The sequence below is a fragment of the Pseudomonas koreensis genome (assembly GCF_025447595.1).
In the GTDB taxonomy this organism is placed as follows: domain Bacteria; phylum Pseudomonadota; class Gammaproteobacteria; order Pseudomonadales; family Pseudomonadaceae; genus Aquipseudomonas; species Aquipseudomonas koreensis_H.
The window spans coordinates 1-23671 of the sequence record NZ_JAOEJU010000040.1; the positions used below are offsets into that span (position 1 = coordinate 1).

Here is a 23671-nt window from a genome sequence, read left to right on the forward strand (position 1 = left end):
CACCAGCGCTGCGCGGTTCTGTTCTTTGAGTTCGGCAAAGCGGGTTTGCAGGCGGCTCATCAGTGTTTCTCCTGCTTGGAAGTTTCCATGTGGTGCATGACGGTCTGCATGTCTTTATCGCCGCGGCCGGACAGGTTGACCACCATCAGGTGATCCTTCGGCAGTTTCGGTGCGCGTTTGAATACTTCGGCCAAGGCATGGGCGCTTTCCAGTGCCGGGATGATCCCTTCCAGACGGCAGCACTGGTGGAACGCAGCGAGGGCTTCGTCGTCGGTCACCGAGGTGTACTGGACGCGGCCGATGTCATGCAACCACGCGTGCTCAGGGCCGATGCCCGGATAGTCGAGGCCGGCGGAAATCGAGTGGGCGTCGATGATCTGGCCATCGTCGTCCTGCAGCAGGAAGGTACGGTTGCCGTGCAACACACCCGGTACGCCGCCGTTGAGGCTGGCCGCATGCTTGCCGGTCTCGATGCCGTAACCGGCGGCTTCAACGCCGATGATCTCGACGCTCTTGTCGTCGAGGAACGGGTGGAACAGGCCCATGGCGTTGGAACCACCACCGATGCACGCCACCAGGCTGTCCGGCAGGCGACCTTCCTGAGCTTGCAACTGATCGCGGGTTTCCTTGCCGATCACGGCCTGGAAGTCGCGAACCATGGCTGGATAAGGGTGCGGACCGGCCACGGTGCCGATCAGGTAGAACGTGCTGTCGACGTTGGTCACCCAGTCACGCAGTGCTTCGTTCATCGCGTCTTTCAGAGTGCCGGTGCCGGCAACCACCGGGATCACCTCGGCGCCCAGCAGCTTCATGCGGAACACGTTGGCCTGCTGACGTTCGATGTCAGTGGTGCCCATGTAGATCACGCAGTCCAGACCGAAACGCGCAGCCACGGTGGCGGTGGCCACGCCGTGCATGCCGGCGCCGGTCTCGGCGATGATGCGTTTCTTGCCCATGCGCCGCGCCAGCAGGATCTGGCCGATGCAGTTGTTGATCTTGTGCGCGCCGGTGTGGTTCAGCTCTTCGCGCTTGAGGTAGATCTTGGCGCCACCGCAGAACTCGGTCAGGCGCTCGGCGAAGTACAGCGGGCTCGGACGTCCGACGTAGTCGCGCTGGAAGTAGGCCAATTCTTCTTTGAACGCCGGATCCTCCTTGGCCGCTTCGTATTCGCGGGCCAGGTCGAGGATCAACGGCATCAAGGTTTCGGCGACGTAACGGCCGCCGAACGAGCCAAACAGGCCGTTGGCGTCAGGGCCGTTACGCAGATCGGAGGTGTTCGAAGTCTGGGTCATGGTTCGCTCCAGCGGATTTCACGAGAAGACAATGGCGTTCACTCTACCCCTGACCTTCCAGGCTGAAAACCGATAAGATCGCCACAACCTGTCAGGAAAACTCACAGATATCATGAGCCATGACCTTCCCCCGCTGAACGCCTTGCGCGCCTTCGAAGCCACCGCCCGCCTGAACAGCGTCAGCCAGGCTGCGGAGCAACTGCACGTGACCCACGGTGCGGTCAGCCGCCAGCTCAAGGTGCTGGAAGAGCATCTTGGCGTCAGTCTTTTCGTCAAGGACGGTCGTGGCCTGAAACTCACAGATGCCGGCATTCGCCTGCGCGATGCCAGCAGCGAAGCGTTCGACCGCTTGCGCAGCGTTTGCGCCGAACTGACCCAAAGTACCGCCGATGCGCCGTTCGTGCTCGGCTGCTCCGGCAGTCTGCTGGCGCGCTGGTTCATTCCACGACTGGGACGCTTGAATGCCGATCTGCCGGATTTGCGTCTGCACCTGTCAGCCGGCGAAGGCGATCTCGACCCGCGTCGTCCGGGGCTGGATGCATTGCTGCTGTTCGCCGAACCGCCATGGCCGGCAGACATGCAGGTGTACGAGCTGGCCAGCGAGCGCATCGGCCCGGTCATGAGCCCACTGTTCAGCGGCTACCAGCGCCTGCAATCGGCACCGCCCATTGCCCTGCTCGACGAACCCTTGCTGCACACGACTTCACGCCCGCAAGCCTGGCCGAGCTGGGCGCAGCAAAACGGCCTCGACGCCAAGGCGTTGAAGTTGGGACAAGGTTTCGAGCATTTATATTACTTGCTGGAAGCGGCTGTGGCCGGGCTGGGTGTGGCGATCGCGCCGGAACCGCTGGTGACCGAAGACTTGAAGGCCGGGCGCCTGGTCGCGCCGTGGGGCTTCAGTGAAACCCCGGCGCAACTGGCGTTGTGGCTACCCAAGCGCGCCGCAGACGGGCGCGCCCGGCAATTGGCGCAATGGCTCAGGAATGAGCTGCGCCAGGCGGATCACTCGCCGCGCTTGAACAGCAAGTAAGCGGTCAGCAGACCCAGCGCACCGACCGCCACACCGGCGGTCGTCCATGGATGTTCTTGCGCGTAATCGCGGGTGGCGATCCCGGTCTCGCGGGTTTTCACTTTGACTTCTTCGTAGGCATCGCTGAGCAGGCTGCGTGAGTGTTTCAGCGCGCTTTCAGCGTTGCCCTTGAGCGCTTTTAGGGTCTTACGCGACTCGTCCGAAGCGTCGTCCTTCAGGCTTTCCAACGACTTGAGCAGACTCTCGATCTCCGCTTCCATGCTTTGCAACGAGGCTTTGCGTAACGAGGTGTTGGCCATGGTGGCTCTCCTGCATTGGTGATGAGTGGCGTGTGTTGTTTGGGACTTCACGGGTTCTGGAAAGTGCAGAAAATCTGAACTCCAGTTTCTCCCGGCGACCGAAATCAACAGCGCAAATCGCTGCTAGGCTCAAATCCACACGTCAAGGAGATCGCCATGAGTGACCATCACACCTACAAGAAAGTCGAGCTGGTCGGTTCGTCCACCAGCAGCATCGAAGACGCCATCAACAATGCGCTGGCCGAAGCCAACAAGAGCATCAAGCATCTGGAATGGTTTGAAGTGGTCGATACCCGTGGCCACATCAAGGATGGCAAGGCTGCCCACTTTCAAGTGACCCTGAAAGTCGGGTTCCGGATTGCCAGCAGCTGAGTTTGGACTACGCTTCTGAACTTGCGCGCTGGCCGAATGCCATAGGAATGGCAAAGCGCTACAAGGTGTGCGCATCGGGTAAACGGCTCGATGCCTGCCTTTTTTAATCCGACCAGGGAGTGCGACCGATGAAGAAGTTCATGTTGGCGGTAGGTTTGTTGAGCCTTGCGGGTGGTGCGTTTGCTGCCGGCAAGCCCTGTGAAGAGCTGAAAGCCGAGATTGCGGCCAAGCTCGATGCCAAGGGCGTTTCCGGGTATTCCCTGGAAATTGTCGACAAGGGTGCGGCCAGTGGCGGCAAAGTCGTCGGCACCTGCGAAGGCGGCGCCAAAGAGATCGTCTACACCCGCGGCTGATCACGCCGGAAAAACAAAAGCCGACGCAATGCGTCGGCTTTTTTGTTGGTAATGATTTTTCATGTAGGAGCGAGCCTGCTCGCGATGGCTGTGTCAGTCACTCAAGACGTTGGCTGACATGGCGCTTTCGCGAGCAGGCTCGCTCCCACAGGAAGTCAGAGTGAATTTCAGCCCTTCATTACCTGCGCCAGCAGCTCGTAGGAATGCAGGCGATCGGCGTGTTCATACAGGTCGCAGGTGAAGATGAGCTCATCTGCCTGGGTCTGTTCGATCAGCACCTCGAGTTTCGCGCGGATTTTCTGCGGACTGCCGACCATCGCCAGACCGAGGAAATCCCCCACCGCCTCACGCTCGTGGGGCAGCCACAGGCCGTCCATGGTTTTCACCGGCGGACGCTGCACCAGACTTTGCCCACGCATCAGCGCGAGGATTCGCTGGTACACCGACGTTGCCAGGTAATCGGCCTGCTCATCGGTATCGGCCGCCACCAGCGGCACACCGAGCATCACGTACGGCTTATCGAGCACCGCCGATGGCTTGAAGTGATTGCGGTAGACGCGGATCGCCTCATGCATGAAGCGCGGTGCGAAATGCGAGGCAAAGGCGTAGGGCAAACCGCGCTCGCCGGCCAGTTGCGCACTGAACAGACTGGAACCCAACAGCCAGATCGGCACGTTGGTGCCGGTGCCTGGCATCGCGATGACCCGCTGATCCGGTGTACGTGGCCCGAGGAAACGCACCAGCTCAGCCACGTCTTCCGGGAAATCATCGGCACTGCCGGAGCGCTCACGGCGCAGGGCACGGGCGGTCATCTGGTCGGAACCCGGCGCACGGCCCAGACCGAGGTCGATCCGCCCCGGATACAGGCTTTCAAGGGTGCCGAACTGCTCGGCGATCACCAGCGGCGCATGATTGGGCAGCATCACACCGCCAGAACCGACCCGAATGGTCGACGTGCCGCCGGCCAGATAGCCCAGCAACACCGAGGTGGCAGAACTGGCGATGCCGTCCATGTTGTGGTGCTCGGCGACCCAGAACCGCATGTAGCCGAACTTCTCGACATGCTGCGCCAGATCCAGCGAGTTGCGCAGCGACTGCGCCGGGCTGCCGTTCTCGCGCACAGGCACCAGGTCGAGGGTGGAAAATTTTACGTCGGACAGTTGCTTCATAAACCTGCATCTCCGATTGAAGGCGCAGGTTTGTTCTCGGCGAACGCAAACCTGCCCAATTCATAAGCGTGTTCTGTGCAATAAGGGCATATACCCGAGTTTCAATAGCCGATCCGAAATTTCCTACTAAAAAAGTCAACGATTCACTTGGGCTGAACTTTGTTCCGGCGTCTATCCTCAGAAGCCTTGCAGGCAAAAACCACGACGGCGCGGCGTTTCGCGCCCGAATTGAAGGAGGCACACATGGCTATCGTGAAGAAGGCATCCGCACATTGGGAAGGTGACCTGAAAACCGGCATCGGCTCGATTTCCACCGAAACCGGCGTCCTGCGTGAAGCGCCATACGGCTTCAAGGCGCGCTTCGAGGGCGGCAAGGGCACCAATCCGGAAGAACTGATCGGCGCCGCCCATGCGGGCTGTTTCTCCATGGCGTTTTCGATGATTCTCGGTGACGCCGGGCTCAAGGCCGACAGCATCGACACCCAGGCCGAGGTCACGCTGGATCAGGTGGATGGCGGCTTTGCGATCACTGCAGTGAAACTGATCCTCAAGGCAAAGATTCCGGGAGCGACCCAGGCGCAGTTCGAAGAACTGAGCAACAAGGCCAAGGAAGGTTGCCCGGTGTCCAAGGTGCTGAATGCGAAGATCAGCCTCGACGCGTCGCTGGTTGGCTGACGGGATTGAGCCGGATCAGAACCCGCCAGGCAAAAATGTGGTCGAATAAATGACAGCAGCTTTCGCGCATCTTCGTGCGCGCTGCTTCGATGGAGCTTCAACCATGAAACGTTTTGCCTTGGCGGTTATCTGTGGCGTGCTGGCAACGTCGGCCTTCGCAGCGCCCAAAGACTGCGAAGAACTCAAGCAAGAGATCGAAATCAAGATTCAGGCGAACGCCGTGCCCTCCTACACCCTGGAGATAGTCTCCAAGGAAGAGGCTGAAAAACACGATATCGCCATGATTGTCGGCACCTGCGACAACGGCACCAAAGCCATCATCTATCAGAAGAACGACCGCTGATACGCCTCAGATGATGCAGTTGACTTCGCGATCCTCGGCGACGATTTCCCGCTTGTCGTTGTACAGGCGGGCACTCGGGGTAAACGCCAGCGAACGACCTTCGAGCAAGTAACGATGGCCCGCCTCGAAATGATCGTAGCGGATGGTCAGATAGCACAGCCGCTCAACGGGGCCGGTCATCAGGCTGCCGCCTCCGCCGAACACTTCAAAGTCGAAACGCACCCGCAGCTCGTGGCTACCGGGAGTGACCTGGAAGAAGCGCCCGTCAGTCAGCCGCCTGTTGTCGAGACGCTCGGCCATCAGCAGTTTCCCGCCGGGGGTTGGCGTAGAGAATTCGACCCAAGCCATGTTCGGATCGACCGGGGGCAACGGTGTCTGGCAACCGGCGAGCAGGCCTGCGGCCATTAACAGCATCAACGTGCGCATGATGGATGTCCGTGAGTTCGGACATCCAGCATAACGCCGATCAGGTTCGCTGGCAGCCCGCCGGCGTGCCTTGGCCCACCACTTTGCGCTGTTGATCGTAGAGTTTGGCCCATGGGCGGAAACCGATGTTTCCCGCCTGCAACTGATAACGCTGGCCAGCGTTGAAATCCTTGAATTTCACGTTCAACTGACAATCGCGCCATAGCGGCTCGGCATCCGGGCCGATGTTGGTCGCCTCGACCGGGAATTGATAACGCACTGTCAGCTCATGGCTGCCGGGCTGCACTTCAAAATAACGATGATCGACGGCAGCCTTGTTGTCGACCTCCAGTGCTTGTAACGCGGTGTCCTGCTGCCGGGCATCCAGATCAATCCAGGCTTGCGAGGGATCAGGGGTCGGCATTCCGAATCCGGCACAACCGGCCAGCGTCAGCACGCTTCCTGTCAGTATCAACATGCGCATAGCGGAGCTCCAATGGGCGGGATAGTCTTGGGCAGACTTTCCGGGGGGATTTCTTATTTTGATCAGGCCGCTTCCAAGCCATGGGTTACTTGATCGCGTTTTGCGGGTTTTGTTTCCGGGTGTGATGATTTTGTTGCTCAACGGTTGCTCAAGCCTGAGCTATTACGGCCAGCTGGCCAGCGGTCAGCTCCAGCTTTTGCGCGCGCGGGAGCCGGTGGCCAAGGTGATCGCCGACCCGGCTCGCGACGCCAGACTGCGCACTCATCTCGCCCAATCCCAGAAAGCCCGGGCCTTTGCCAGCGAACACCTGCACCTGCCGGACAATCAAAGCTATCGCCTCTACGCCGACATCGGCCGGCCGTTTGTCGTGTGGAATGTGTTCGCCACCCCGGAGTTTTCCCTGAGCCCGCAGAACCATTGCTTCCCGATAGCCGGTTGCGTGGCCTATCGCGGCTATTACAGCCAGAGCGCGGCGCGGGGTGAAGCCGCGATACAGCGCCTGCAAGGCATGGATGTGTCGATCGGCGGCGTCGAGGCCTACTCGACCCTGGGCTGGTTCAATGATCCGATCCTCAATTCGATGATGGGCTGGGGCGACGAGCGTCTGGCGACGCTGATCTTCCATGAGCTGGCCCACCAGCGTTTCTATGTGAAGGACGACACCGAGTTCAACGAGTCCTTCGCCACCTTCGTCGAGCAGGAAGGTACGCGGCAGTGGCGAGCGTTTCGTGGCTTGCCCCCGGAAAACGACTCAAAATTGAAGCAGCGGGATCAATTCATTCAGCTGATCCTCGACACCCGTTCACGCCTTGAAAAACTCTATGCACAACCACTGGCAACGGCACAAATGCGCGAGCGCAAGGCGGCGGAGTTCGAAGCGTTTCGGCGCGACTACCGAACGATGCGCGATAGCCAGTGGGCCGGAGACAAACGCTATGACGCCTGGGTCAATGCGCCGTTGAACAACGCACGGCTATTGCCGTTCGGGCTGTATGACCAGTGGGTGCCGGCGTTTGCAGCGTTGTTCAGGCAGGTCGAAGGGGATTGGGTCAGGTTTTACGCACAGGTCGAGAAATTGGGTGGTCTGCCGGTCACTGAGCGTAAGTCGGCGCTGAAAGTGCTGGCAGGTTCATAAATCTACAGCGGCCTCTTTGGCCCCATCGCGAGCAGGCTCGCTCCCACAGGAAACCGAGTTGCATTGCTGAAACGCGGTCACTGTGGGAGCGAGCTTGCTCGCGATGGCTGACTCATCAGCGCAGCAAAAACGCCTGATGCAGCTCAGCCAGCGTCTCGAAGTGATACGCCGGTGCTTCAGCGCTCAGCTCTTCATGGCTGCCAAAGCCGTAACCCACTGCCGCTGCATCCAGACCGTTGCTGCGAGCACCGATCAGGTCATGCTTGCGGTCACCGATCATCAACGTATTCGCCGGATCCAGCCCTTCCTCGGCCATCAGGTGGGCAATCAGTTCGACCTTGTTGGTGCGGGTGCCGTCCAGTTCGCTGCCGTAGATCACCTTGAAGTGTTTGGCGAAATCGAAGTGCCGGGCGATTTCCCGGGCGAACACCCACGGCTTCGACGTCGCGATATAAAGCTGCCGGCCCTGGCCGCTCAGGGTTTCCAGCAACGGCGTGACGCCGTCGAACACCCGGTTCTCGTACAGACCGGTAACCTTGAAACGCTCGCGATAGAAACTCACCGCCTCCCACGCCTTCGCTTCATCAAAACCATAAAACTGCATGAACGCCTGCAACAGCGGCGGGCCGATGAAGTGTTCCAGTTTGGTCAGGTCGGGCTCGTCGATGCCGAGTTTGCTCAAGGCGAACTGGATAGAACGGGTGATACCCTCACGCGGGTCGGTGAGAGTGCCATCGAGGTCGAACAGTACGGTCTGGTAATGCATGAAAAATCCCGGGCAATAGAGAGAAAAGTCAGAGCTGGTCGTAGCCTTCGGCCAGATGCAGGTCCTTGAGCTTCACGTAGTTCGCCGCACTGTAAGTGAAAAAGGCGTTTTCCTTGTCGGTCAGCGGGCGAACCTGCTTCACCGGACTGCCCACGTACAGAAAACCGCTTTCCAGACGCTTGCCCGGTGGCACAAGGCTGCCGGCGCCGATGATCACGTCGTCCTCGACCACCGCGCCGTCCATGACGATGCTGCCCATGCCGATCAGCACGCGGCTGCCGACGGTGCAGCCATGCAGCATGACCTTGTGGGCGATGGTCACGTCATCACCGATCAGCAGCGGGAAGCCGTCCGGGTTGAACGGGCCGGCGTGGGTGATGTGCAACACGCAGCCATCCTGCACGCTGGTGCGCGCACCGATGCGGATACGGTGCATGTCGCCGCGGATCACGGTCAGCGGCCACACGGAGCTGTCTTCGCCGATTTCGACGTCGCCGATCACCACCGCCGAGCCGTCGACAAAAGCGCCTTGGCTCAGGCGTGGGGTGTGATTCTGGTACTTGCGAAGGGACACGATTAGTTCTCTCTCTGTCGCCGATAGCTGCGGTGGGTGTCGATTGTAATTAAGATGGGCGCATGTTTCTTCCAGCCAAGGTGCCAACCGTGAGCGTGAACAACCCTCTTCTGCAGTCCTACGACCTGCCGCCGTTCTCCGCGATCCGTGCCGAACACGTGCAGCCGGCCATCGAAACCATCCTGGCCGACAACCGCGCCGCCATCGCCGAAATCCTCAAGACCCAGGGCCAGAACCCGACCTGGGCCGGGCTGGTGCTGGCGATGGACGAACTCAATGATCGCCTGGGCGCTGCCTGGAGTCCGGTCAGCCACCTCAATGCCGTGTGCAACAGCGCCGAACTGCGCGAAGCCTACGAGTCGTGCCTGCCGGCATTGAGCGCCTATTCCACCGAAATGGGCCAGAACCGCGAACTGTTCCAGGCCTATGAAGCCCTGGCCAACAGCCCGGAAGCCGCCGGTTTCGACGTGGCACAAAAAACCATTCTGGAACACGCCCTGCGCGATTTCCGTCTGTCGGGCATCGACCTGCCGGAAGCCGAACAGAAGCGCTACGCCGAAGTGCAGAGCAAGCTGTCCGAGCTGGGCAGCCGCTTCTCCAACCAGTTGCTCGACGCCACCCAGGCCTGGACCAAGCACCTGACCGACGAAGCCGCCCTCGCCGGCCTGACCGATTCGGCCAAGGCGCAAATGGCTGCTGCCGCACAGGCCAAAGGCCTCGATGGCTGGCTGATCACCCTGGAATTCCCGAGCTACTACGCGGTGATGACTTACGCCCAGGACCGTGCGCTGCGTGAAGAAGTCTACGCCGCCTACTGCACCCGTGCGTCGGACCAAGGCCCGAATGCCGGCCAGAACGACAACGGCCCGGTGATGGGTGAAATCCTCGACCTGCGTCAGGAACTGGCCAAACTGCTCGGCTTCTCCAGCTTCTCCGAGCTGAGCCTGGCCACCAAGATGGCCGAGTCCAGTGATCAGGTGCTGAGCTTCCTGCGCGACCTGGCCAAGCGCAGCAAACCGTTTGCCGCCCAGGATCTGCAGCAGCTCAAGGCTTACGCCGCCGAGCAGGGCTGCGCCGATCTGCAAAGCTGGGACAGCGGTTTCTACGGCGAAAAACTCCGTGAACAACGCTACAGCGTCGCCCAGGAAACCCTGCGCGCCTACTTCCCGATCGACAAGGTACTGGGCGGTCTGTTCGCTATCGTTCAGCGCCTGTACGGCATCGAAATCGCCGAACTGAAAGGCTTCGACACCTGGCACCCGGACGTGCGCCTGTTCGAGATCAAGGAAAACGGCCAGCACGTCGGCCGCTTCTTCTTCGACCTCTACGCCCGCGCCAACAAGCGCGGCGGTGCCTGGATGGACGGCGCGCGCGACCGTCGCCGCACCGTCGACGGCGTGCTGCAAAGCCCGGTGGCCAACCTGGTGTGCAACTTCACCCCGGCCGACAGCGGCAAGCCTGCGCTGCTGACCCACGATGAAGTGACCACCCTGTTCCACGAATTCGGCCACGGCCTGCATCACCTGCTGACCCGCGTCGAGCATGCCGGCGTGTCCGGTATCAATGGCGTGGCGTGGGACGCGGTCGAGCTGCCGAGCCAGTTCATGGAGAACTGGTGCTGGGAGCCGGAAGGCCTGGCGCTGATTTCCGGCCACTACGAAACCGGCGAGCCACTGCCGCAGGATCTGTTGGAAAAAATGCTCGCGGCGAAGAACTTCCAGTCCGGCCTGATGATGGTGCGTCAGCTGGAATTCTCGCTGTTCGACTTCGAACTGCACGCCACCCACGGTGACGGCCGCAGCGTCGCGCAGGTGCTCGAAGGCGTGCGCAACGAAGTCTCGGTAATGCGTCCTCCGGCCTACAACCGCTTCCCGAACAGCTTCGCGCACATCTTCGCCGGCGGTTACGCGGCGGGTTACTACAGCTACAAGTGGGCGGAAGTGCTGTCGGCGGATGCCTTCTCGAAGTTCGAAGAAGACGGCGTGCTGAATGCCGATACCGGTCGCGCTTTCCGTGAAGCGATTCTGGCTCGCGGTGGTTCGCAGGAACCGATGGTGCTGTTCGTCGACTTCCGTGGCCGTGAGCCGTCGATTGACGCACTCTTGCGCCACAGCGGCCTGAGTGAGGACGCGGCAGCATGAGTGAGGCACCCGTGAAGACCAAAAAGCGCTTTATCGCCGGGGCGGTCTGCCCGGCGTGCAGCGAGCCGGACAAGCTGATGATGTGGAGCGAGGACGACGTCCCGCACCGCGAATGCGTGGCATGCGGCTACAGCGATACGCTCAATGCCCAAGGGCTTTCGGTACCGAAAGAGCTGGGCACGCGGGTCAACACCAGCGCGCTCAAGCCTGCACCGGACAAGACGGTTCAGGCGGTGCAGTTCTTCCCGAATCCGAAGCTGAAGAAAAAGCCCGACGAGCAGCACTGATCCACAACCACCTTCTGCCAGATCACGGCGGAAGGTGGTATTGGCTTAACACCTGTCCCCCGCACTTGCTTCGTAGGCTGGCCCTTTGCGCCATGCCTCGAAGGAAGCTGCCATGCCCGACACCAATCCCCTTCTGCAACACTGGACGCTGCCACCGTGGCCAGCGATTCGCGCCGAGCACCTGCTGCCGGCCGTCAACGGCATCATTGCCGACAACCAACGAATCATCGCTCAGGTGATCGCCAGTCAGACCGAACATCCCGGCTGGGATGATCTGGTGCTGAGCATCGACGAAGCGGATGCTCGGCTCAGTGAAGTCCGCTCGATTCTCGAAACGTTATCGATGGTCAGGTCCGACGATGCGATCTGGCTTGTAGAAAGCGCCAAGGCGCATCTGGCGATCAATCAGTATCACGCTGAAAAAGCCCGCAATCGCCCGTTGTACGAGGCTTATCGGCGTTTGGCACAGAGCTCGATCGCCGGCAGTTTCGATGAATCGCGCACCATCGCACTGGAGCGGATCCTGCGCCGGTTCAGGCAGTCGGGCATTGAGCTTCCCACTGAACAGCAACAGGAGCTGGCGCGGTTCAACCTCGAGATCGGCGGACTGGAGTTCACGTTTCTGGACAACCTCGAACGCTGGACCGAGGCATGGAGCAAACATGTCGACGATATTGCGCTACTTGCGGGCCTGTCCCCGGCGATGAAGGATCGGCTGGCGCGCGCCGCACGCCAGGCCGGGCATGACGACTGGCTGATCCGTCTGGATCAGAACACTTGCCAGCACATCCTCAAGTACGCCGAGAACCGTGCCTTGCGGGAGGAATGCTACGTTGCCTATATGACCCGTGCCTCCGATCAGGGCCCACTGGCCGGCCGCTTCGATAACGGCCCGGTGCTGGCCAGGCTGCTCGCCTTGCGCCAGCAGAAAGCCCGTTTGCTCGGTCATGAAAACGCCGCGCAACTGAATCTGGCAACAAACAGCGCCCGGACGACGGCGTGGGTCAGTGATTTTCTCAAACGTCAGGCTGTGCAGCTGACACCATCGCTCAAGCAGGATGCAAAGCAACTGGCAGCCTTCGCGCAACAACGCGGGATCGACCGGGTCCAGCCGTGGGATGAAGATTTCCTCGCCGAACAATGGCGCCAGCACCAGTTTCCCGGCGCACTGGAAAACCTGCGTGATTACTTTCCGCTCGAGGGCACCCTGCGCAGGCTTTTTCTGTTCTGCGAACGGATGTTCGGGATCCGCATCGTCGAGCAGTCCGCCAGCGGATACTGGCATGACAATGTGCGCCTGCTGGAAATCAGTGAGCATGAGCAGGTCATCGGATACATCTACCTCGACCCGTTTCACCACGAAGGCGCTGTGGATTTCGCCGGCACGTCCACGCTGCGCAATCGCCGGATCAACGCCGAAGGTCGCCCGGTGCTGCCGATAGCCCTGCTCTACAGCAATTTCGCACCGGCCACGGATACCCATCCATGCCGACTCGAACTTGACGATCTACGGGTGTTGTTTCATGAGTTTGGCCATTGCCTCCAGCACGTGCTGACATGCTCGCCCCATCACACCCTGTCCGGCATTCTGCAATTGGGCCATGAAGCGGCGGAGTTTTCCGGGCAATTGTTCGAGCAGTGGTGTTTGTCGCGGGAGTTTGTGTTGTGGCTCGGCGCACATTTTCAGACCGGCGAACGCTTGAGCGCCGCACGGGTCGACGCGGCACTGTCAGCTACTCAGTCCCATTCCAGCCGGCAACAGGCCTTGTTGCTGATGGGGGCGATGATCGATTTCGAGCTGCACCTGACCCACGGCGACGGGCGCTCGGTCGAAGAGATTTGTATCGATGTGCAACGCAGCCTGGGTCATTTGCAACTGCCGGACGATCACCGCTTCGCCAATGGATTCGATTACATGGTGACCCAATACGACGCTTCGGTTTACGCCTACGTCTGGTCGGGCGTGCTGGCTCAGGAAACCTTCAAGCGCTTCAGTCGTGACTGGGTGTTCAACGCACAAACCGGCCGAGAGTTTCGTGCAACGTTCTTTACGCCGGGTGCGGGGCGTCCGTTGCTGGACGCAGTGGAAGCGTTCATCGGCCGGCCGTTCACCGGCCTCGTTGACGGAGAGGCCGGACGGGTTACTTCAGATTGACCGTCTGAAACCAGCTCTTCATCGAGCACGTGGCAAACGCGCTGGTGCTGCAATCGCCATTGGCCAGCGCAGTGCGCAATTTGTCGACATCGGCCTGCATCACGTAGCGCACGCTGTCCCGGAAGTGACCACTTTCACCAAACCCGCCCTGGGTCATTTCGTTCAGAGCGTCTTCCTTGCTCCAGCCCTGCACAACGATCCGATACATCGCCGCCATCAGGCCAGTACGATCGGAGCCGTGCTTGCAGTGCATCAATACCGGGCCGTCCGCTTCGGCGGACTGGATAGCACGCAGGGTCTTGAGCACATCACTGTCGTCCACGTGATTGGTGCGATAGGGCAATTGCACCTGATGGATACCGGGGGCTTTCAGCCAGTTGGAATCCGCTTCCGGCAGGAAGTTGATAACCGTGGCCACCTTCAGGTTGTTCAGCAACGGCACCGCGCCGTCATCGGGGAGCGCGCTGCGATAAAGCGTGGGCGACATCTGGAACAGGTTGTATTGCACCTCTACCGGCTGCGCCCACTCGACGGGACGGGAAGCCGGAATTTGCGCGGCCTGAGCGGGAATCCAGCTGAACAGGGCCAGCAGCGACAAACAGAATGCGGAGGAAAAACGCGTCAGGAACATGCTTTGCGGCGACCGTGTGGGTTTCGTCAGTGAAGGCCGCAGCTTGCGAGCCACGCAGTCAAATCCCTGTGAGGCGCTTGTAAAAGAATCGTGAAGACGCCGGTTCCCTTGGTCGAAAAGCGGTATTTTTTTGGCTGAATCGGTTCATCCGGTTGCTTAGCCTGCTACCATTTGTCACATCATGTTGCAGACGCGTCCCCCTTCTCCCGGTCATTCCGGCCACGTCGCAGCCAGAAAATTCTTGAGCCGTTCGCAGAAACGGCTGACAACCATCAATGCCTGATGAGGTGCATCCCCATGTCTGATGAAGATCGAGACAACCCGCGGCGTGAGTTTTTGCGCAAATCCCTGACCCTGATTCCGGTCGTGACTCTGGCCGGCAGCGGTCTGGGTAGCACGATGCTGCAAGCCGCGCCTGAAAGCGCGCCTGCCACAGCCCCGGCAAAACCGGCCGCCGTTGAAGCCAGCACTTATCAGCCGAGCTACTTCACCGCCGAAGAGTGGGCGTTCATCAATGCCGCCGTCGCGCAATTGATCCCCAACGATGCGCAAGGCCCAGGTGCGCTCGAGGCCGGCGTGCCGGAATACATCGACCGCCAGATGAACACCCCGTACGCCGCCGGCGCCCTTTGGTACATGCAAGGCCCGTTCAATGCCGACGCCGCGCCGGAGATGGGCTGGCAGAGCAAACTGGTTCCGAAAGAGATCTATCGCCTCGGCATCGCCGCCACGGATCAGTGGGCAAAATCCATCAACGGTAAAACATTTGCCGAGCAAGACAGCGCTACCCGAGACGATCTGCTCAAGCAGCTTGAAGCCGGAAAACCGCAATTCGACGCGGTGCCGGCGAAGATTTTCTTCAGTTTGCTGCTGCAAAACACCAAGGAAGGGTTCTTCTGCGACCCGATCCACGGCGGCAACAAAGGCATGGTCGGCTGGACGATGATCGGCTTCCCCGGCGCCCGCGCCGATTTCATGGATTGGGTGGAGCGCAACGAGCAATACCCCTTCCCGGCAGTTTCGATTCGCGGCGAGAGGGCGTGAGCATGGCAACGGTAATGAAGAAGGTCGACGCAGTGATCGTCGGTTTCGGCTGGACAGGCGCGATCATGGCCAAGGAACTGACCGAAGCCGGACTCAACGTGCTGGCACTGGAACGCGGGCCGATGCAGGACACCTACCCGGACGGCAACTATCCCCAGGTGATCGACGAACTCACCTACAGCGTGCGGAAAAAACTCTTCCAGGACGTTTCCAAGGAAACCGTCACCATCCGCCACAGCGTCAACGACATCGCCCTGCCGAACCGCCAGTTGGGCGCGTTCCTGCCGGGCAATGGCGTGGGCGGTGCCGGGCTGCACTGGTCGGGCGTGCACTTTCGGGTCGATCCGATCGAACTGCGCATGCGCAGCCACTACGAAGAGCGCTACGGCAAAAGCTTCATCCCCAAGGACATGACCATCCAGGACTTCGGCGTCAGCTATGAAGAGCTGGAACCGTTCTTCGATTTCGCCGAAAAAGTCTTCGGCACCTCCGGCCAGGCCTGGACCGTGAAAGGCCAACTGGTCGGCCAGGGCAAGGGTGGCAACCCGTACGCGCCGGATCGCTCGAACCCGTTCCCGCTAGAAGCGCAGAAGAACACGGTTTCCGCACAGCTGTTCGGCAAAGCGGCTACCGAAGTCGGCTACAAACCCTACAACCTGCCTTCCGCAAATACTTCAGGGCCGTACACCAACCCTTACGGCGCGCAGATGGGCCCGTGCAACTTCTGCGGTTTCTGCAGCGGTTACGTTTGCTACATGTATTCCAAGGCGTCGCCAAACGTGAACATTCTGCCGGCGCTGAAGCCGCTGCCGAATTTCGAACTGCGGCCTAACGCCCACGTTCTGCGGGTCAACCTCGACAGCACCAAAACCAAGGCTACTGGCGTCACCTACATCGACGGCCAGGGTCGCGAGATCGAGCAACCGGCGGATCTGGTGATCCTCGGCGCATTCCAGTTGCACAACGTGCGGTTGATGCTGCTCTCCGGCATCGGCAAACCGTACGACCCGGTCAGTGGTGAAGGCGTGGTCGGGCGCAACTTCGCCTACCAGAACATGGCCACCATCAAGGCGTTCTTCGACAAAGACACCCACACCAACAACTTCATCGGTGCAGGCGGCAACGGTGTGGCGGTGGATGATTTCAACGCCGACAACTTCGATCACGGGCCTCACGGTTTCGTCGGTGGCTCGCCGATGTGGGTCAACCAGGCCGGCAGCCGACCGATCGCCGGTACCTCCAACCCGCCGGGCACCCCGGCCTGGGGCAGTGCGTGGAAACGCGCGACCGCCGATTACTACACCCACCAGGTGTCGATGGATGCCCACGGCGCGCATCAGTCCTACCGTGGCAACTACCTCGATCTGGACCCGGTGTACCGCGATGCCTACGGCATGCCGCTACTGCGGATGACGTTCGACTGGCAGGAAAACGACATCAAGATGAACCGCTTCATGGTCGAGAAAATGGGCAAGATCGCCGAGGCCATGGGCCCGAAAGCCATCGCCGTGATCGGCAAGAAAGTCGGCGACCACTTCAACACCGCGTCCTACCAGACCACCCACCTCAACGGTGGCGCGATCATGGGCACCGATCCGAAGACCAGCGCGCTGAACCGCTACTTGCAGAGCTGGGACGTGCACAACGTGTTCGTCCCGGGCGCCTCGGCATTCCCGCAGGGTCTGGGTTACAACCCGACCGGGCTGGTCGCCGCGCTGACCTACTGGTCGGCGAAGGCGATCCGCGAGCAATACCTGAAAAACCCCGGCCCGCTGGTTCAGGCTTAAGGAGCGATGACCATGAAAACTCTCGTTATCGCGACCCTGGCCCTGCTCGGCAGCACTGCCGTTCATGGTGCCGAAGTTGATCAATCCTTGATCAAACAAGGCGAATACCTAGCCCGTGCCGGTGACTGCGTGGCCTGCCACACGGCCAAGGACGGTAAGCCGTTCGCCGGTGGCCTGCCGATGGAAACCCCGATCGGCACGATCTACTCGACCAACATCACTCCGGATAAAACCGGCGTCGGTGACTACAGTTTCGAGGACTTCGACCAGGCCGTGCGGCATGGCGTGGCCAAAAACGGCAGTACCTTGTACCCGGCGATGCCGTACCCGTCCTATGCCCGCGTCAGCGAAACCGACATGCAAGCGCTCTACGCCTACTTCATGCACGGCGTGGAACCGGTGGCACAAGAGAACAAGGCCAGCGATATCCCGTGGCCATTAAGCATGCGCTGGCCGCTTACGGGCTGGCGCTGGCTGTTCGCGCCGAAGGTCGAGGATTACAAACCCGCGTCGGACGATGCCGTCGTCAGCCGTGGGGCGTATCTGGTGGAAGGACTCGGACATTGTGGCGCCTGCCATACGCCACGGGCCCTGACCATGCAGGAAAAATCCCTGAGCGCGTCTGAAGGCAGCAGTTTTCTGTCAGGCAGTGCGCCGCTGGAAGGCTGGATCGCCAAGAGCCTGCGCGGCGACCACAAGGACGGGCTCGGCAGCTGGAGCGAAGAGCAACTGGTGCAGTTCCTCAAGACCGGTCGCAGCGACCGCAGTGCAGTGTTCGGCGGCATGAGCGACGTGGTCACCCACAGCATGCAGTACATGACCGACGCCGACCTGACCGCGATTGCCCGATACCTGAAATCGCTGCCGGCCAATGATCCTGCCGACCAGCCACATCAGTACGACGAGAAAGTCGCCAAGGCCTTGTGGAACGGTGACGACAGTCAGCGCGGCGCGTCGGTTTACATCGACAACTGCGCGGCGTGCCACCGCACCGACGGCCATGGCTACACCCGGGTGTTCCCGGCGCTGGCGGGCAATCCGGTGCTGCAATCGGACGACCCGACTTCGCTGATTCACATCGTGCTCAAGGGCGGCACCCTGCCTGCGACGCACACAGCGCCGTCGACCTTCACCATGCCGGGTTTCGCCTGGCGACTGTCGGATCAGGAAGTGGCGGATGTCGTGAGTTTTATTCGTGGAAGTTGGGGTAACAAGGGCTCCGCCGTCACCGCAAAAGATGTTGCAAACATACGTACCGACGATATGACTACCACATCAGCCGGTGATCTTGGACAAATAACAAACCATAACTAAGCGCAATAAACCCTGCATGAGTAATCATGCAGGGTTTATTCATTCAATCGCTGTTACGGATTGGTAATACTGGCATAGGCTTTGGCCAGGGCAGCCAGTTTGGCTCGATCCTGCTCACCGATTTCACCGTCGCTATCCACATCCTGCTCCAGACGGCCAATGCTGAAGGAATGGCCACCATCCCTGGAGGTCGCAGTAACAAAAATCGGGTCAACCAGCATCTCGGTCTGCACCTCAGCCTCGGCATCCCAGCTCGATGCCTTGCGCGCCAGTTGCATGGAAACCACTGTATTGGGCTCCGATGGGCCGGGCTGCATCAGTTGCAGAAAAATACCGCGTGAATTAAAAAACGACATCATCAATTCCTTTTGTCTTTTATATAATCAAGTGTTGTGAAGCGGAGTAAATACTACGAACTTGAAGAGTAAACGAACAGCCAACTTATGTTTCTTCAATTTGCACAACTACGATCTAACACCTAAACAAACTTACAACTAACCGCGCGATTTATTGATGCACGGCTGAACGGTAGTGGATCATCCGCCACCTTGCGGATACTGTATGCATATACAGACCAAGGAAACCCGTGATGACCAGTCCCTTGCCCCCGCGCGGTCGCGGCACCGCGACCAACCCGCACAACCGCTTCGCGCCGAGTCGTTCGGTGGCCGAGGATGACGGCTGGTATCAGGAAGTGCCTCTGACCCAGGGCACCGAAGTCAGCTTCGAAACCGCGAAGACCATCATCACCCGCAACACCTCGCCGGACTTGCCCTTCGATCGCTCGATCAATCCCTATCGCGGCTGTGAGCATGGCTGCATTTACTGCTATGCACGGCCCAGCCACGCCTATTGGGACATGTCGCCGGGGCTGGATTTCGAAACGAAGCTGATCGCCAAGACCAACGCCGCCCAGGTGCTGGAAGAACAGCTGGGGAAAAAAGGCTATCAGTGCGCGCCGATCAACCTCGGCTCCAACACCGATCCCTATCAGCCCATCGAACGCGAACACCGGATCACCCGCCAGACCCTCGAAGTGCTGCTGCGCTACCGGCATCCGGTGACCATCGTCACCAAGGGCTCGCTGATCCTGCGCGACCTCGATCTGCTCACCGAACTGGCGCAACAGCGGCTGGTGGCGGTGATGATCAGCCTGACCACCCTGGACGACGAACTCAAACGCATCCTCGAACCCCGCGCCGCCGCGCCCAAGGCGCGGTTACGGGCGATCCGGGTGATGCGCGAAGCGGGGATTCCGGTCGGCGTGCTGTGTTCACCGATGATTCCGATGATCAACGACAGCGAGATCGAAAGCCTGCTGACCGAAGCCCACGCAGCCGGCGCCCGGAGCGCGGCCTACATGATGCTGCGGCTGCCGCTGGAGGTGGCGCCGCTGTTCGAGGAATGGCTTGAAGCGCATTACCCGCAGCGTGCCGCCCATGTACTGAGCCTGATCCGCCAGAGCCGTGGCGGCGAGCTGTACGACAGCCGTTTCGGTGCCCGGATGCGCGGCGAGGGGCCATTTGCCGACCTGCTCGCCCAGCGCTTCGCCAAAGCACTCAAGCGCCTGGGGCTCAATCATCGCGAAGGCTTCAACCTCGACTGCACGGCCTTCTGTCCGCCTGGTCGCCAGATGGCGCTGATTTAGGGACAATTGACCTATGGTTGAGAGGACGGAATGCTTGGCCAGGTTTACGCCAGTCACGTTTTTTGTGACCTGGAACACACGTTCTAGAGCGCTTGATTCAGTTTGAGTTAAGTTTCGGCAGTTACCTTGTTCATCGAGTGACTGACGGGTCGGGATGACCCGGATGTTCTAAACAGCCACTGGCTTCACACCGGAATACACGGGAACGACTCCCCGAATCCGCCAATGAGGATGAATCATGAGTGACAAGGATAAACAGCCGTTGGCTGCGTCGGCGCAAGCCGCCTCTGTGGCGGAATCCGCCGATGCAGCGTTGAAGCAGATCGTTAACGGCTTTTTGCATTTTCATCATGAGGTCTTTCCACAGCAGGAAGAACTCTTCAAGAAACTCGCCACGGCCCAATCGCCACGGGCGATGTTCATCACCTGCGCCGACTCGCGCATCGTGCCCGAACTGATCACCCAGAGTTCGCCAGGCGATCTGTTCGTGACCCGTAACGTCGGCAACGTCGTGCCACCCTACGGCCAGATGAACGGCGGCGTTTCCACTGCTATCGAATATGCGGTACTGGCCCTTGGCGTGCAGCACATCATCATCTGCGGCCACTCCGACTGCGGCGCCATGCGGGCGGTGCTCAACCCGGACAGTCTGGAAAAGATGCCAACGGTCAAAGCCTGGCTACGTCACGCCGAAGTCGCGAAAACCATGGTGCATGACAACTGCAACTGCACCGACGAAAAAGAAAGCATGCCGATCCTCACCGAGGAGAACGTCATCGCCCAACTGCAGCACTTGCGTACCCATCCTTCAGTAGCCTCGCGCATGGCGAACGGTCACCTGTTCATCCATGGCTGGGTCTACAACATCGAAACCAGTGAAATCAAAGCTTACGACGCGGATCAGGGACGCTTCCTGCCGCTCGACGGCAGCCATCCGATCCCGGTGGCGACGCCCAAAGCGCGCTTCTAAATCCTCCTAAAAATCTGTGTGGTTTGACGCCGGCCGCTGTTTCAGCGGCCAGGCGGAGCCACGCCTGAAGAAAACTTCGGGAGTATCGCCATGCGTGCGGCTCAATTGAAAGCTGTGTTGCCACGGGAGCTGCTCGCTTCGGTGGTTGTGTTTCTGGTCGCCCTGCCGCTGTGCATGGGCATTGCCATTGCGTCAGGGCTGCCGCCGGCCAAAGGCCTGATCACCGGGATCATCGGGGGGCTGGTGGTGGGCTGGCTGGCGGGTTCGCCGCTGCAGGTCAGCGGGCCGGCGGCGGGTCTGGCGGTGCTGGTGTTCGAACTGGTGCGCCAGCACGGCATCGAAATGCTCGGGCCGATCCTGCTGCTCGCCGGTTTCCTGCAACTGGTAGCGGGACGGCTGAAGCTCGGTTGCTGGTTCCGGGTCACGGCGCCAGCGGTGGTGTACGGCATGCTGGCGGGGATTGGCGTGCTGATCGTGCTGTCGCAAGTGCATGTGATGCTGGATGCCGCGCCGAAGCCTTCTGGGCTGGACAATCTGACGGCATTCCCGGGCGCGGTGGCGCAGGCCTTGCCGTCCTTTGGCTGGCAGGCCGGGCTGCTCGGGCTATCGACCATCGCCGTGATGTGGCTGTGGGAGAAACTCCGCCCGCATTCGCTGCGCTTCATTCCGGGTGCGCTGCTCGGGGTCGGTCTGGCGACAGGTGCCAGTCTGCTGCTGGCATTGCAGGTCAAACGGGTTGAAGTGCCAGAAAATCTGGCCGAAGCCATCGACTGGCTGAAACCAGCGGATCTGCTCAGCCTGGCTGACCCGACGCTGCTGATCGCCGCGTTCGCCGTGGCCTTCATCGCCAGCGCCGAAACCCTGCTGTCCGCCGCCGCGGTGGATCGCATGCACAGCGGCCCACGTTCGGACTTCGACCGTGAGCTGTCGGCGCAAGGCGTCGGCAACATGCTTTGCGGTCTGGTTGGCGCGCTGCCGATGACCGGGGTGATCGTGCGCAGCTCGGCCAACGTCCAGGCCGGCGCCACCACACGCTACTCGACAATTTTCCATGGCCTGTGGCTGCTGGCGTTCGTGCTGTTGCTGTCGAGCGTGCTGCAGAGCATTCCGGTGGCGAGTCTGGCGGGCGTTCTGGTCTACACCGGTTTCAAACTGGTGGATCTGAAGGCATTCCGTGGTCTGGGGCGTTATGGCCGGATGCCGATGTTCACCTACGCCGCCACGGCGCTGGCGATCATCTTCACCGACCTGTTGACCGGCGTGCTGATCGGTTTCGGCCTGACCCTGGTGAAGCTGGCATTCAAGGCCTCGCGCCTGAAAATCAGCCTGATCGATCTCCCGCAGGAAGGGGAAATGGAGCTGCGTCTGGTAGGCGCGGCGACGTTCCTCAAAGTACCGGCACTGACTCAGGTGCTGGCCAGCATTCCGCCGGGCACGACGGTGCATGTGCCGCTCAACAACCTGAGCTACATCGACCATTCCTGTCTGGAATTGCTGGAAGAGTGGGGCCGGGCGAACGCAGCCAAGGGTGCGAAACTGTTGATCGAGTCGCGCGGGTTGAAGCGCAGGCTTGAGGGACGGATCCGCAACACCACCGGAATCGGTGCGGCAGGCTGAAACCTTTGGGGGGAACAGAGTGGTCTGTTTCCCCCAAACGTTTGCGTAGAGATCAAGCCGCAGGCTGATCCAGCTCCAGTCCCACGCCCAGACGGCGACTCATGCACGGCCAGCGTTTCCACGCCGCACCGGTGTCCGGGCTGCTGAGTTTCTCGCGGTAGGCTTCCACCGACTCCAGCGCAAAGCTGTCGTCGTCGAGCATGCTGTCCACCGCGTGGTGCACCACTTCGTCGAGTTGGTTGGCAAATTCCTCACCGATCAACTGGTGAGCAATCAGATTGGCGACCGTCATGTCCAAGGGGATCAGTGGCTGGCCGAAATGCTTGATGTACAGGTCGTTGACCTCTTCGACAAAACGGTGCGCCAGATAGGCTTCGTCCAGCAGACTGTCCAGGCCCACGGGCGGCTGGATGAAGTACTGCTCGGCGATTTTCAGCACCGGTTTGATCTGCGACTCGATTCCCGCTTCCCTGGCGACTTCATTGGCTGCATCCAGCAGGTCTGGCACTTCGTCGATGTAGGCGGCGACAAACCTCGTCAGCACGCCGTTGGCGTCGGTTTCCGGCAACTGGATGGCCGGGTGCAGGTGTTGCATCTGGGCTTCAAGCTGACGGGTCAGCTTTCCGGTTTCAATCTCGTGTTGTCGGGCTATGTGGATCTGCTCGCGCAATGCGGCGGTGTTCATGAAAACTCCAGGAAACAAGGCAATGAAATAGGGAAGACATAACTTAGCTGGCTTACGAAAAATGCTAAGACGCATTTGTCATAATTATTTCATCCTTGATGCAACGGCGTTATATCGGTTTGCCACCACTCGTCTGCATCCTTCTCCATTCGTGCCCTGGAACGCAAGTCCCAGCTGTTTCATTCGATTTACGTCCTCACATTGCATTTTTCAGCCGCTGTCTATACTCGCCAGTGAATGGAGTTAGCTGATGACGCCCGACTGCACCCGCAGCAAGGCCCGGCGATTCAAGTTCGTAGTCTGATGCAGCCGATCCCTTGCCGCAGGCGAAAGCCGGCGGGATAACAAGAACGATAAGGGGAACCCGCAATGATGCGACATCCACACGTCTGGATGGGCCTCCTGTTGTGGTCGATTTTCAGCCCGGCGCAAGCTGCCTGGACTGTGAATATGGCGCCTGGAGCGACTGAAATCAGTCACGCAGTATTCGACCTG

At 60.3% G+C, this 23671-nt stretch carries 25 protein-coding genes and 1 pseudogene; 16 read left to right on the forward strand and 10 right to left on the reverse strand.

Translation table 11 applies throughout. The features are described 5' to 3' along the window. Positions 1 to 59: 59 nt before the first annotated feature. The gene (trpB, locus tag N8H71_RS28065) at positions 60 to 1292 is read right to left on the reverse strand and encodes a tryptophan synthase subunit beta (RefSeq protein WP_007953916.1); all 1233 of its coding nucleotides are present in this window, start codon (positions 1290 to 1292) and stop codon (positions 60 to 62) included. 112 nt (positions 1293 to 1404) lie between these two features. On the opposite strand from trpB, the gene N8H71_RS28070 reads away from it, so the two are divergent. Continuing rightward, positions 1405 to 2322: a LysR family transcriptional regulator gene (locus tag N8H71_RS28070; protein ID WP_262196466.1), complete on the forward strand. Its 918-nt coding sequence runs from the start codon at positions 1405 to 1407 to the stop codon at positions 2320 to 2322. Here N8H71_RS28070 and N8H71_RS28075 read toward each other — a convergent pair. Next, positions 2295 to 2621, reverse strand: coding sequence for a DUF883 family protein (locus N8H71_RS28075; protein WP_262196467.1), 327 nt, complete (start codon positions 2619 to 2621; stop codon positions 2295 to 2297). The genes N8H71_RS28070 and N8H71_RS28075 overlap by 28 nt on opposite strands. Before the next feature lie 156 nt (positions 2622 to 2777). Between N8H71_RS28075 and N8H71_RS28080 the strand changes: the two genes are divergently transcribed. Then, on the forward strand, positions 2778 to 2993 hold the full coding sequence (locus N8H71_RS28080; protein WP_003220389.1) for a dodecin: 216 nt from the start codon (positions 2778 to 2780) through the stop codon (positions 2991 to 2993). Between the two features lie 128 nt (positions 2994 to 3121). Continuing rightward, entirely contained in the window at positions 3122 to 3346 is a 225-nt protein-coding gene (locus N8H71_RS28085) for a DUF1161 domain-containing protein (protein ID WP_085748065.1), read from the forward strand. A gap of 167 nt (positions 3347 to 3513) precedes the next feature. Here the strand turns inward: N8H71_RS28085 and N8H71_RS28090 are convergent, their stop codons facing one another. Beyond that, a complete protein-coding gene (locus N8H71_RS28090) occupies positions 3514 to 4515 on the reverse strand; it encodes an LLM class flavin-dependent oxidoreductase (protein ID WP_262196468.1) in 1002 nt (333 codons plus the stop codon). A gap of 243 nt (positions 4516 to 4758) precedes the next feature. Here N8H71_RS28090 and N8H71_RS28095 point away from each other — a divergent pair, with 243 nt between their 5' ends. Both N8H71_RS28095 and N8H71_RS28100 read left to right on the forward strand, forming a co-directional pair. Continuing rightward, on the forward strand, positions 4759 to 5190 hold the full coding sequence (locus tag N8H71_RS28095; RefSeq protein ID WP_007953923.1) for an OsmC family protein: 432 nt from the start codon (positions 4759 to 4761) through the stop codon (positions 5188 to 5190). Positions 5191 to 5293: 103 nt separating this feature from the next. Beyond that, positions 5294 to 5533, forward strand: coding sequence for a DUF1161 domain-containing protein (locus N8H71_RS28100; RefSeq protein ID WP_007953935.1), 240 nt, complete (start codon positions 5294 to 5296; stop codon positions 5531 to 5533). 6 nt (positions 5534 to 5539) lie between these two features. On the opposite strand, the gene N8H71_RS28105 is transcribed toward N8H71_RS28100, so the two are convergent. Next, a complete protein-coding gene (locus N8H71_RS28105) occupies positions 5540 to 5959 on the reverse strand; it encodes a hypothetical protein (protein WP_262196469.1) in 420 nt (139 codons plus the stop codon). Positions 5960 to 5999: 40 nt separating this feature from the next. After that, a complete protein-coding gene (locus N8H71_RS28110; protein ID WP_262196470.1) occupies positions 6000 to 6422 on the reverse strand; it encodes a hypothetical protein in 423 nt (140 codons plus the stop codon). A gap of 58 nt (positions 6423 to 6480) precedes the next feature. On the opposite strand from N8H71_RS28110, the gene N8H71_RS28115 reads away from it, so the two are divergent. After that, positions 6481 to 7557 (forward strand): aminopeptidase, encoded by a 1077-nt coding sequence (locus N8H71_RS28115; protein ID WP_262196471.1) that lies wholly within the window; start codon positions 6481 to 6483, stop codon positions 7555 to 7557. A gap of 115 nt (positions 7558 to 7672) precedes the next feature. On the opposite strand, the gene N8H71_RS28120 is transcribed toward N8H71_RS28115, so the two are convergent. Further along, positions 7673 to 8323 (reverse strand): HAD family hydrolase, encoded by a 651-nt coding sequence (locus N8H71_RS28120; protein ID WP_262196472.1) that lies wholly within the window; start codon positions 8321 to 8323, stop codon positions 7673 to 7675. Between the two features lie 28 nt (positions 8324 to 8351). Next, positions 8352 to 8897, reverse strand: a complete 546-nt coding sequence (locus N8H71_RS28125; protein ID WP_064379538.1) for a gamma carbonic anhydrase family protein — start codon at positions 8895 to 8897, stop codon at positions 8352 to 8354. A gap of 62 nt (positions 8898 to 8959) precedes the next feature. Between N8H71_RS28125 and prlC the strand changes: the two genes are divergently transcribed. The 3 genes from prlC to N8H71_RS28140 all read left to right on the forward strand — a co-directional run bounded on the left by prlC (position 8960) and on the right by N8H71_RS28140 (position 13480). Beyond that, positions 8960 to 11038 (forward strand): oligopeptidase A, encoded by a 2079-nt coding sequence (gene prlC, locus N8H71_RS28130; protein WP_221535700.1) that lies wholly within the window; start codon positions 8960 to 8962, stop codon positions 11036 to 11038. Further along, positions 11035 to 11325, forward strand: a complete 291-nt coding sequence (locus N8H71_RS28135; RefSeq protein ID WP_007953955.1) for a YheV family putative zinc ribbon protein — start codon at positions 11035 to 11037, stop codon at positions 11323 to 11325. Before prlC ends, N8H71_RS28135 begins: the two co-directional genes overlap by 4 nt. Positions 11326 to 11437: 112 nt before the next feature. Next, a complete protein-coding gene (locus tag N8H71_RS28140) occupies positions 11438 to 13480 on the forward strand; it encodes a M3 family metallopeptidase (RefSeq protein ID WP_262196473.1) in 2043 nt (680 codons plus the stop codon). Here N8H71_RS28140 and N8H71_RS28145 read toward each other — a convergent pair. Continuing rightward, positions 13467 to 14111 carry a dual specificity protein phosphatase family protein gene (locus N8H71_RS28145; RefSeq protein WP_262196474.1) on the reverse strand — a complete coding sequence of 215 codons (645 nt, stop codon included), beginning with the start codon at positions 14109 to 14111 and terminating at the stop codon, positions 13467 to 13469. The two genes, N8H71_RS28140 and N8H71_RS28145, sit on opposite strands and share 14 nt — an antisense overlap. Positions 14112 to 14408: 297 nt before the next feature. Here N8H71_RS28145 and N8H71_RS28150 point away from each other — a divergent pair, with 297 nt between their 5' ends. From N8H71_RS28150 to N8H71_RS28160, 3 genes are read left to right on the forward strand one after another with little or no spacing between them, the layout of a single operon-like run. Then, the gene (locus tag N8H71_RS28150) at positions 14409 to 15155 is read left to right on the forward strand and encodes a gluconate 2-dehydrogenase subunit 3 family protein (protein ID WP_262196475.1); all 747 of its coding nucleotides are present in this window, start codon (positions 14409 to 14411) and stop codon (positions 15153 to 15155) included. A gap of 2 nt (positions 15156 to 15157) precedes the next feature. Continuing rightward, positions 15158 to 16942, forward strand: coding sequence for a GMC family oxidoreductase (locus tag N8H71_RS28155; RefSeq protein WP_007953975.1), 1785 nt, complete (start codon positions 15158 to 15160; stop codon positions 16940 to 16942). 12 nt (positions 16943 to 16954) lie between these two features. Continuing rightward, the gene (locus tag N8H71_RS28160; protein WP_262196476.1) at positions 16955 to 18256 is read left to right on the forward strand and encodes a c-type cytochrome; all 1302 of its coding nucleotides are present in this window, start codon (positions 16955 to 16957) and stop codon (positions 18254 to 18256) included. A gap of 53 nt (positions 18257 to 18309) precedes the next feature. On the opposite strand, the gene N8H71_RS28165 is transcribed toward N8H71_RS28160, so the two are convergent. Then, a complete protein-coding gene (locus tag N8H71_RS28165) occupies positions 18310 to 18612 on the reverse strand; it encodes a hypothetical protein (protein WP_262196477.1) in 303 nt (100 codons plus the stop codon). A gap of 233 nt (positions 18613 to 18845) precedes the next feature. On the opposite strand from N8H71_RS28165, the gene N8H71_RS28170 reads away from it, so the two are divergent. The 3 genes from N8H71_RS28170 to N8H71_RS28180 all read left to right on the forward strand — a co-directional run bounded on the left by N8H71_RS28170 (position 18846) and on the right by N8H71_RS28180 (position 22491). Continuing rightward, positions 18846 to 19904: a PA0069 family radical SAM protein gene (locus N8H71_RS28170; RefSeq protein WP_262196478.1), complete on the forward strand. Its 1059-nt coding sequence runs from the start codon at positions 18846 to 18848 to the stop codon at positions 19902 to 19904. A gap of 238 nt (positions 19905 to 20142) precedes the next feature. Next, positions 20143 to 20874, forward strand: a complete 732-nt coding sequence (locus tag N8H71_RS28175) for a carbonic anhydrase (RefSeq protein ID WP_085690433.1) — start codon at positions 20143 to 20145, stop codon at positions 20872 to 20874. A gap of 90 nt (positions 20875 to 20964) precedes the next feature. Next, complete coding sequence (locus tag N8H71_RS28180) at positions 20965 to 22491, forward strand: SulP family inorganic anion transporter (RefSeq protein ID WP_262196479.1); 1527 nt, start codon at positions 20965 to 20967, stop codon at positions 22489 to 22491. Between the two features lie 52 nt (positions 22492 to 22543). Here the strand turns inward: N8H71_RS28180 and N8H71_RS28185 are convergent, their stop codons facing one another. Continuing rightward, positions 22544 to 23176, reverse strand: coding sequence for a hypothetical protein (locus N8H71_RS28185; protein WP_262196480.1), 633 nt, complete (start codon positions 23174 to 23176; stop codon positions 22544 to 22546). Between the two features lie 369 nt (positions 23177 to 23545). Between N8H71_RS28185 and N8H71_RS28190 the strand changes: the two are divergent. After that, positions 23546 to 23671 (forward strand): annotated as a pseudogene (locus N8H71_RS28190) (cytochrome c oxidase subunit II); the annotation flags it as partial.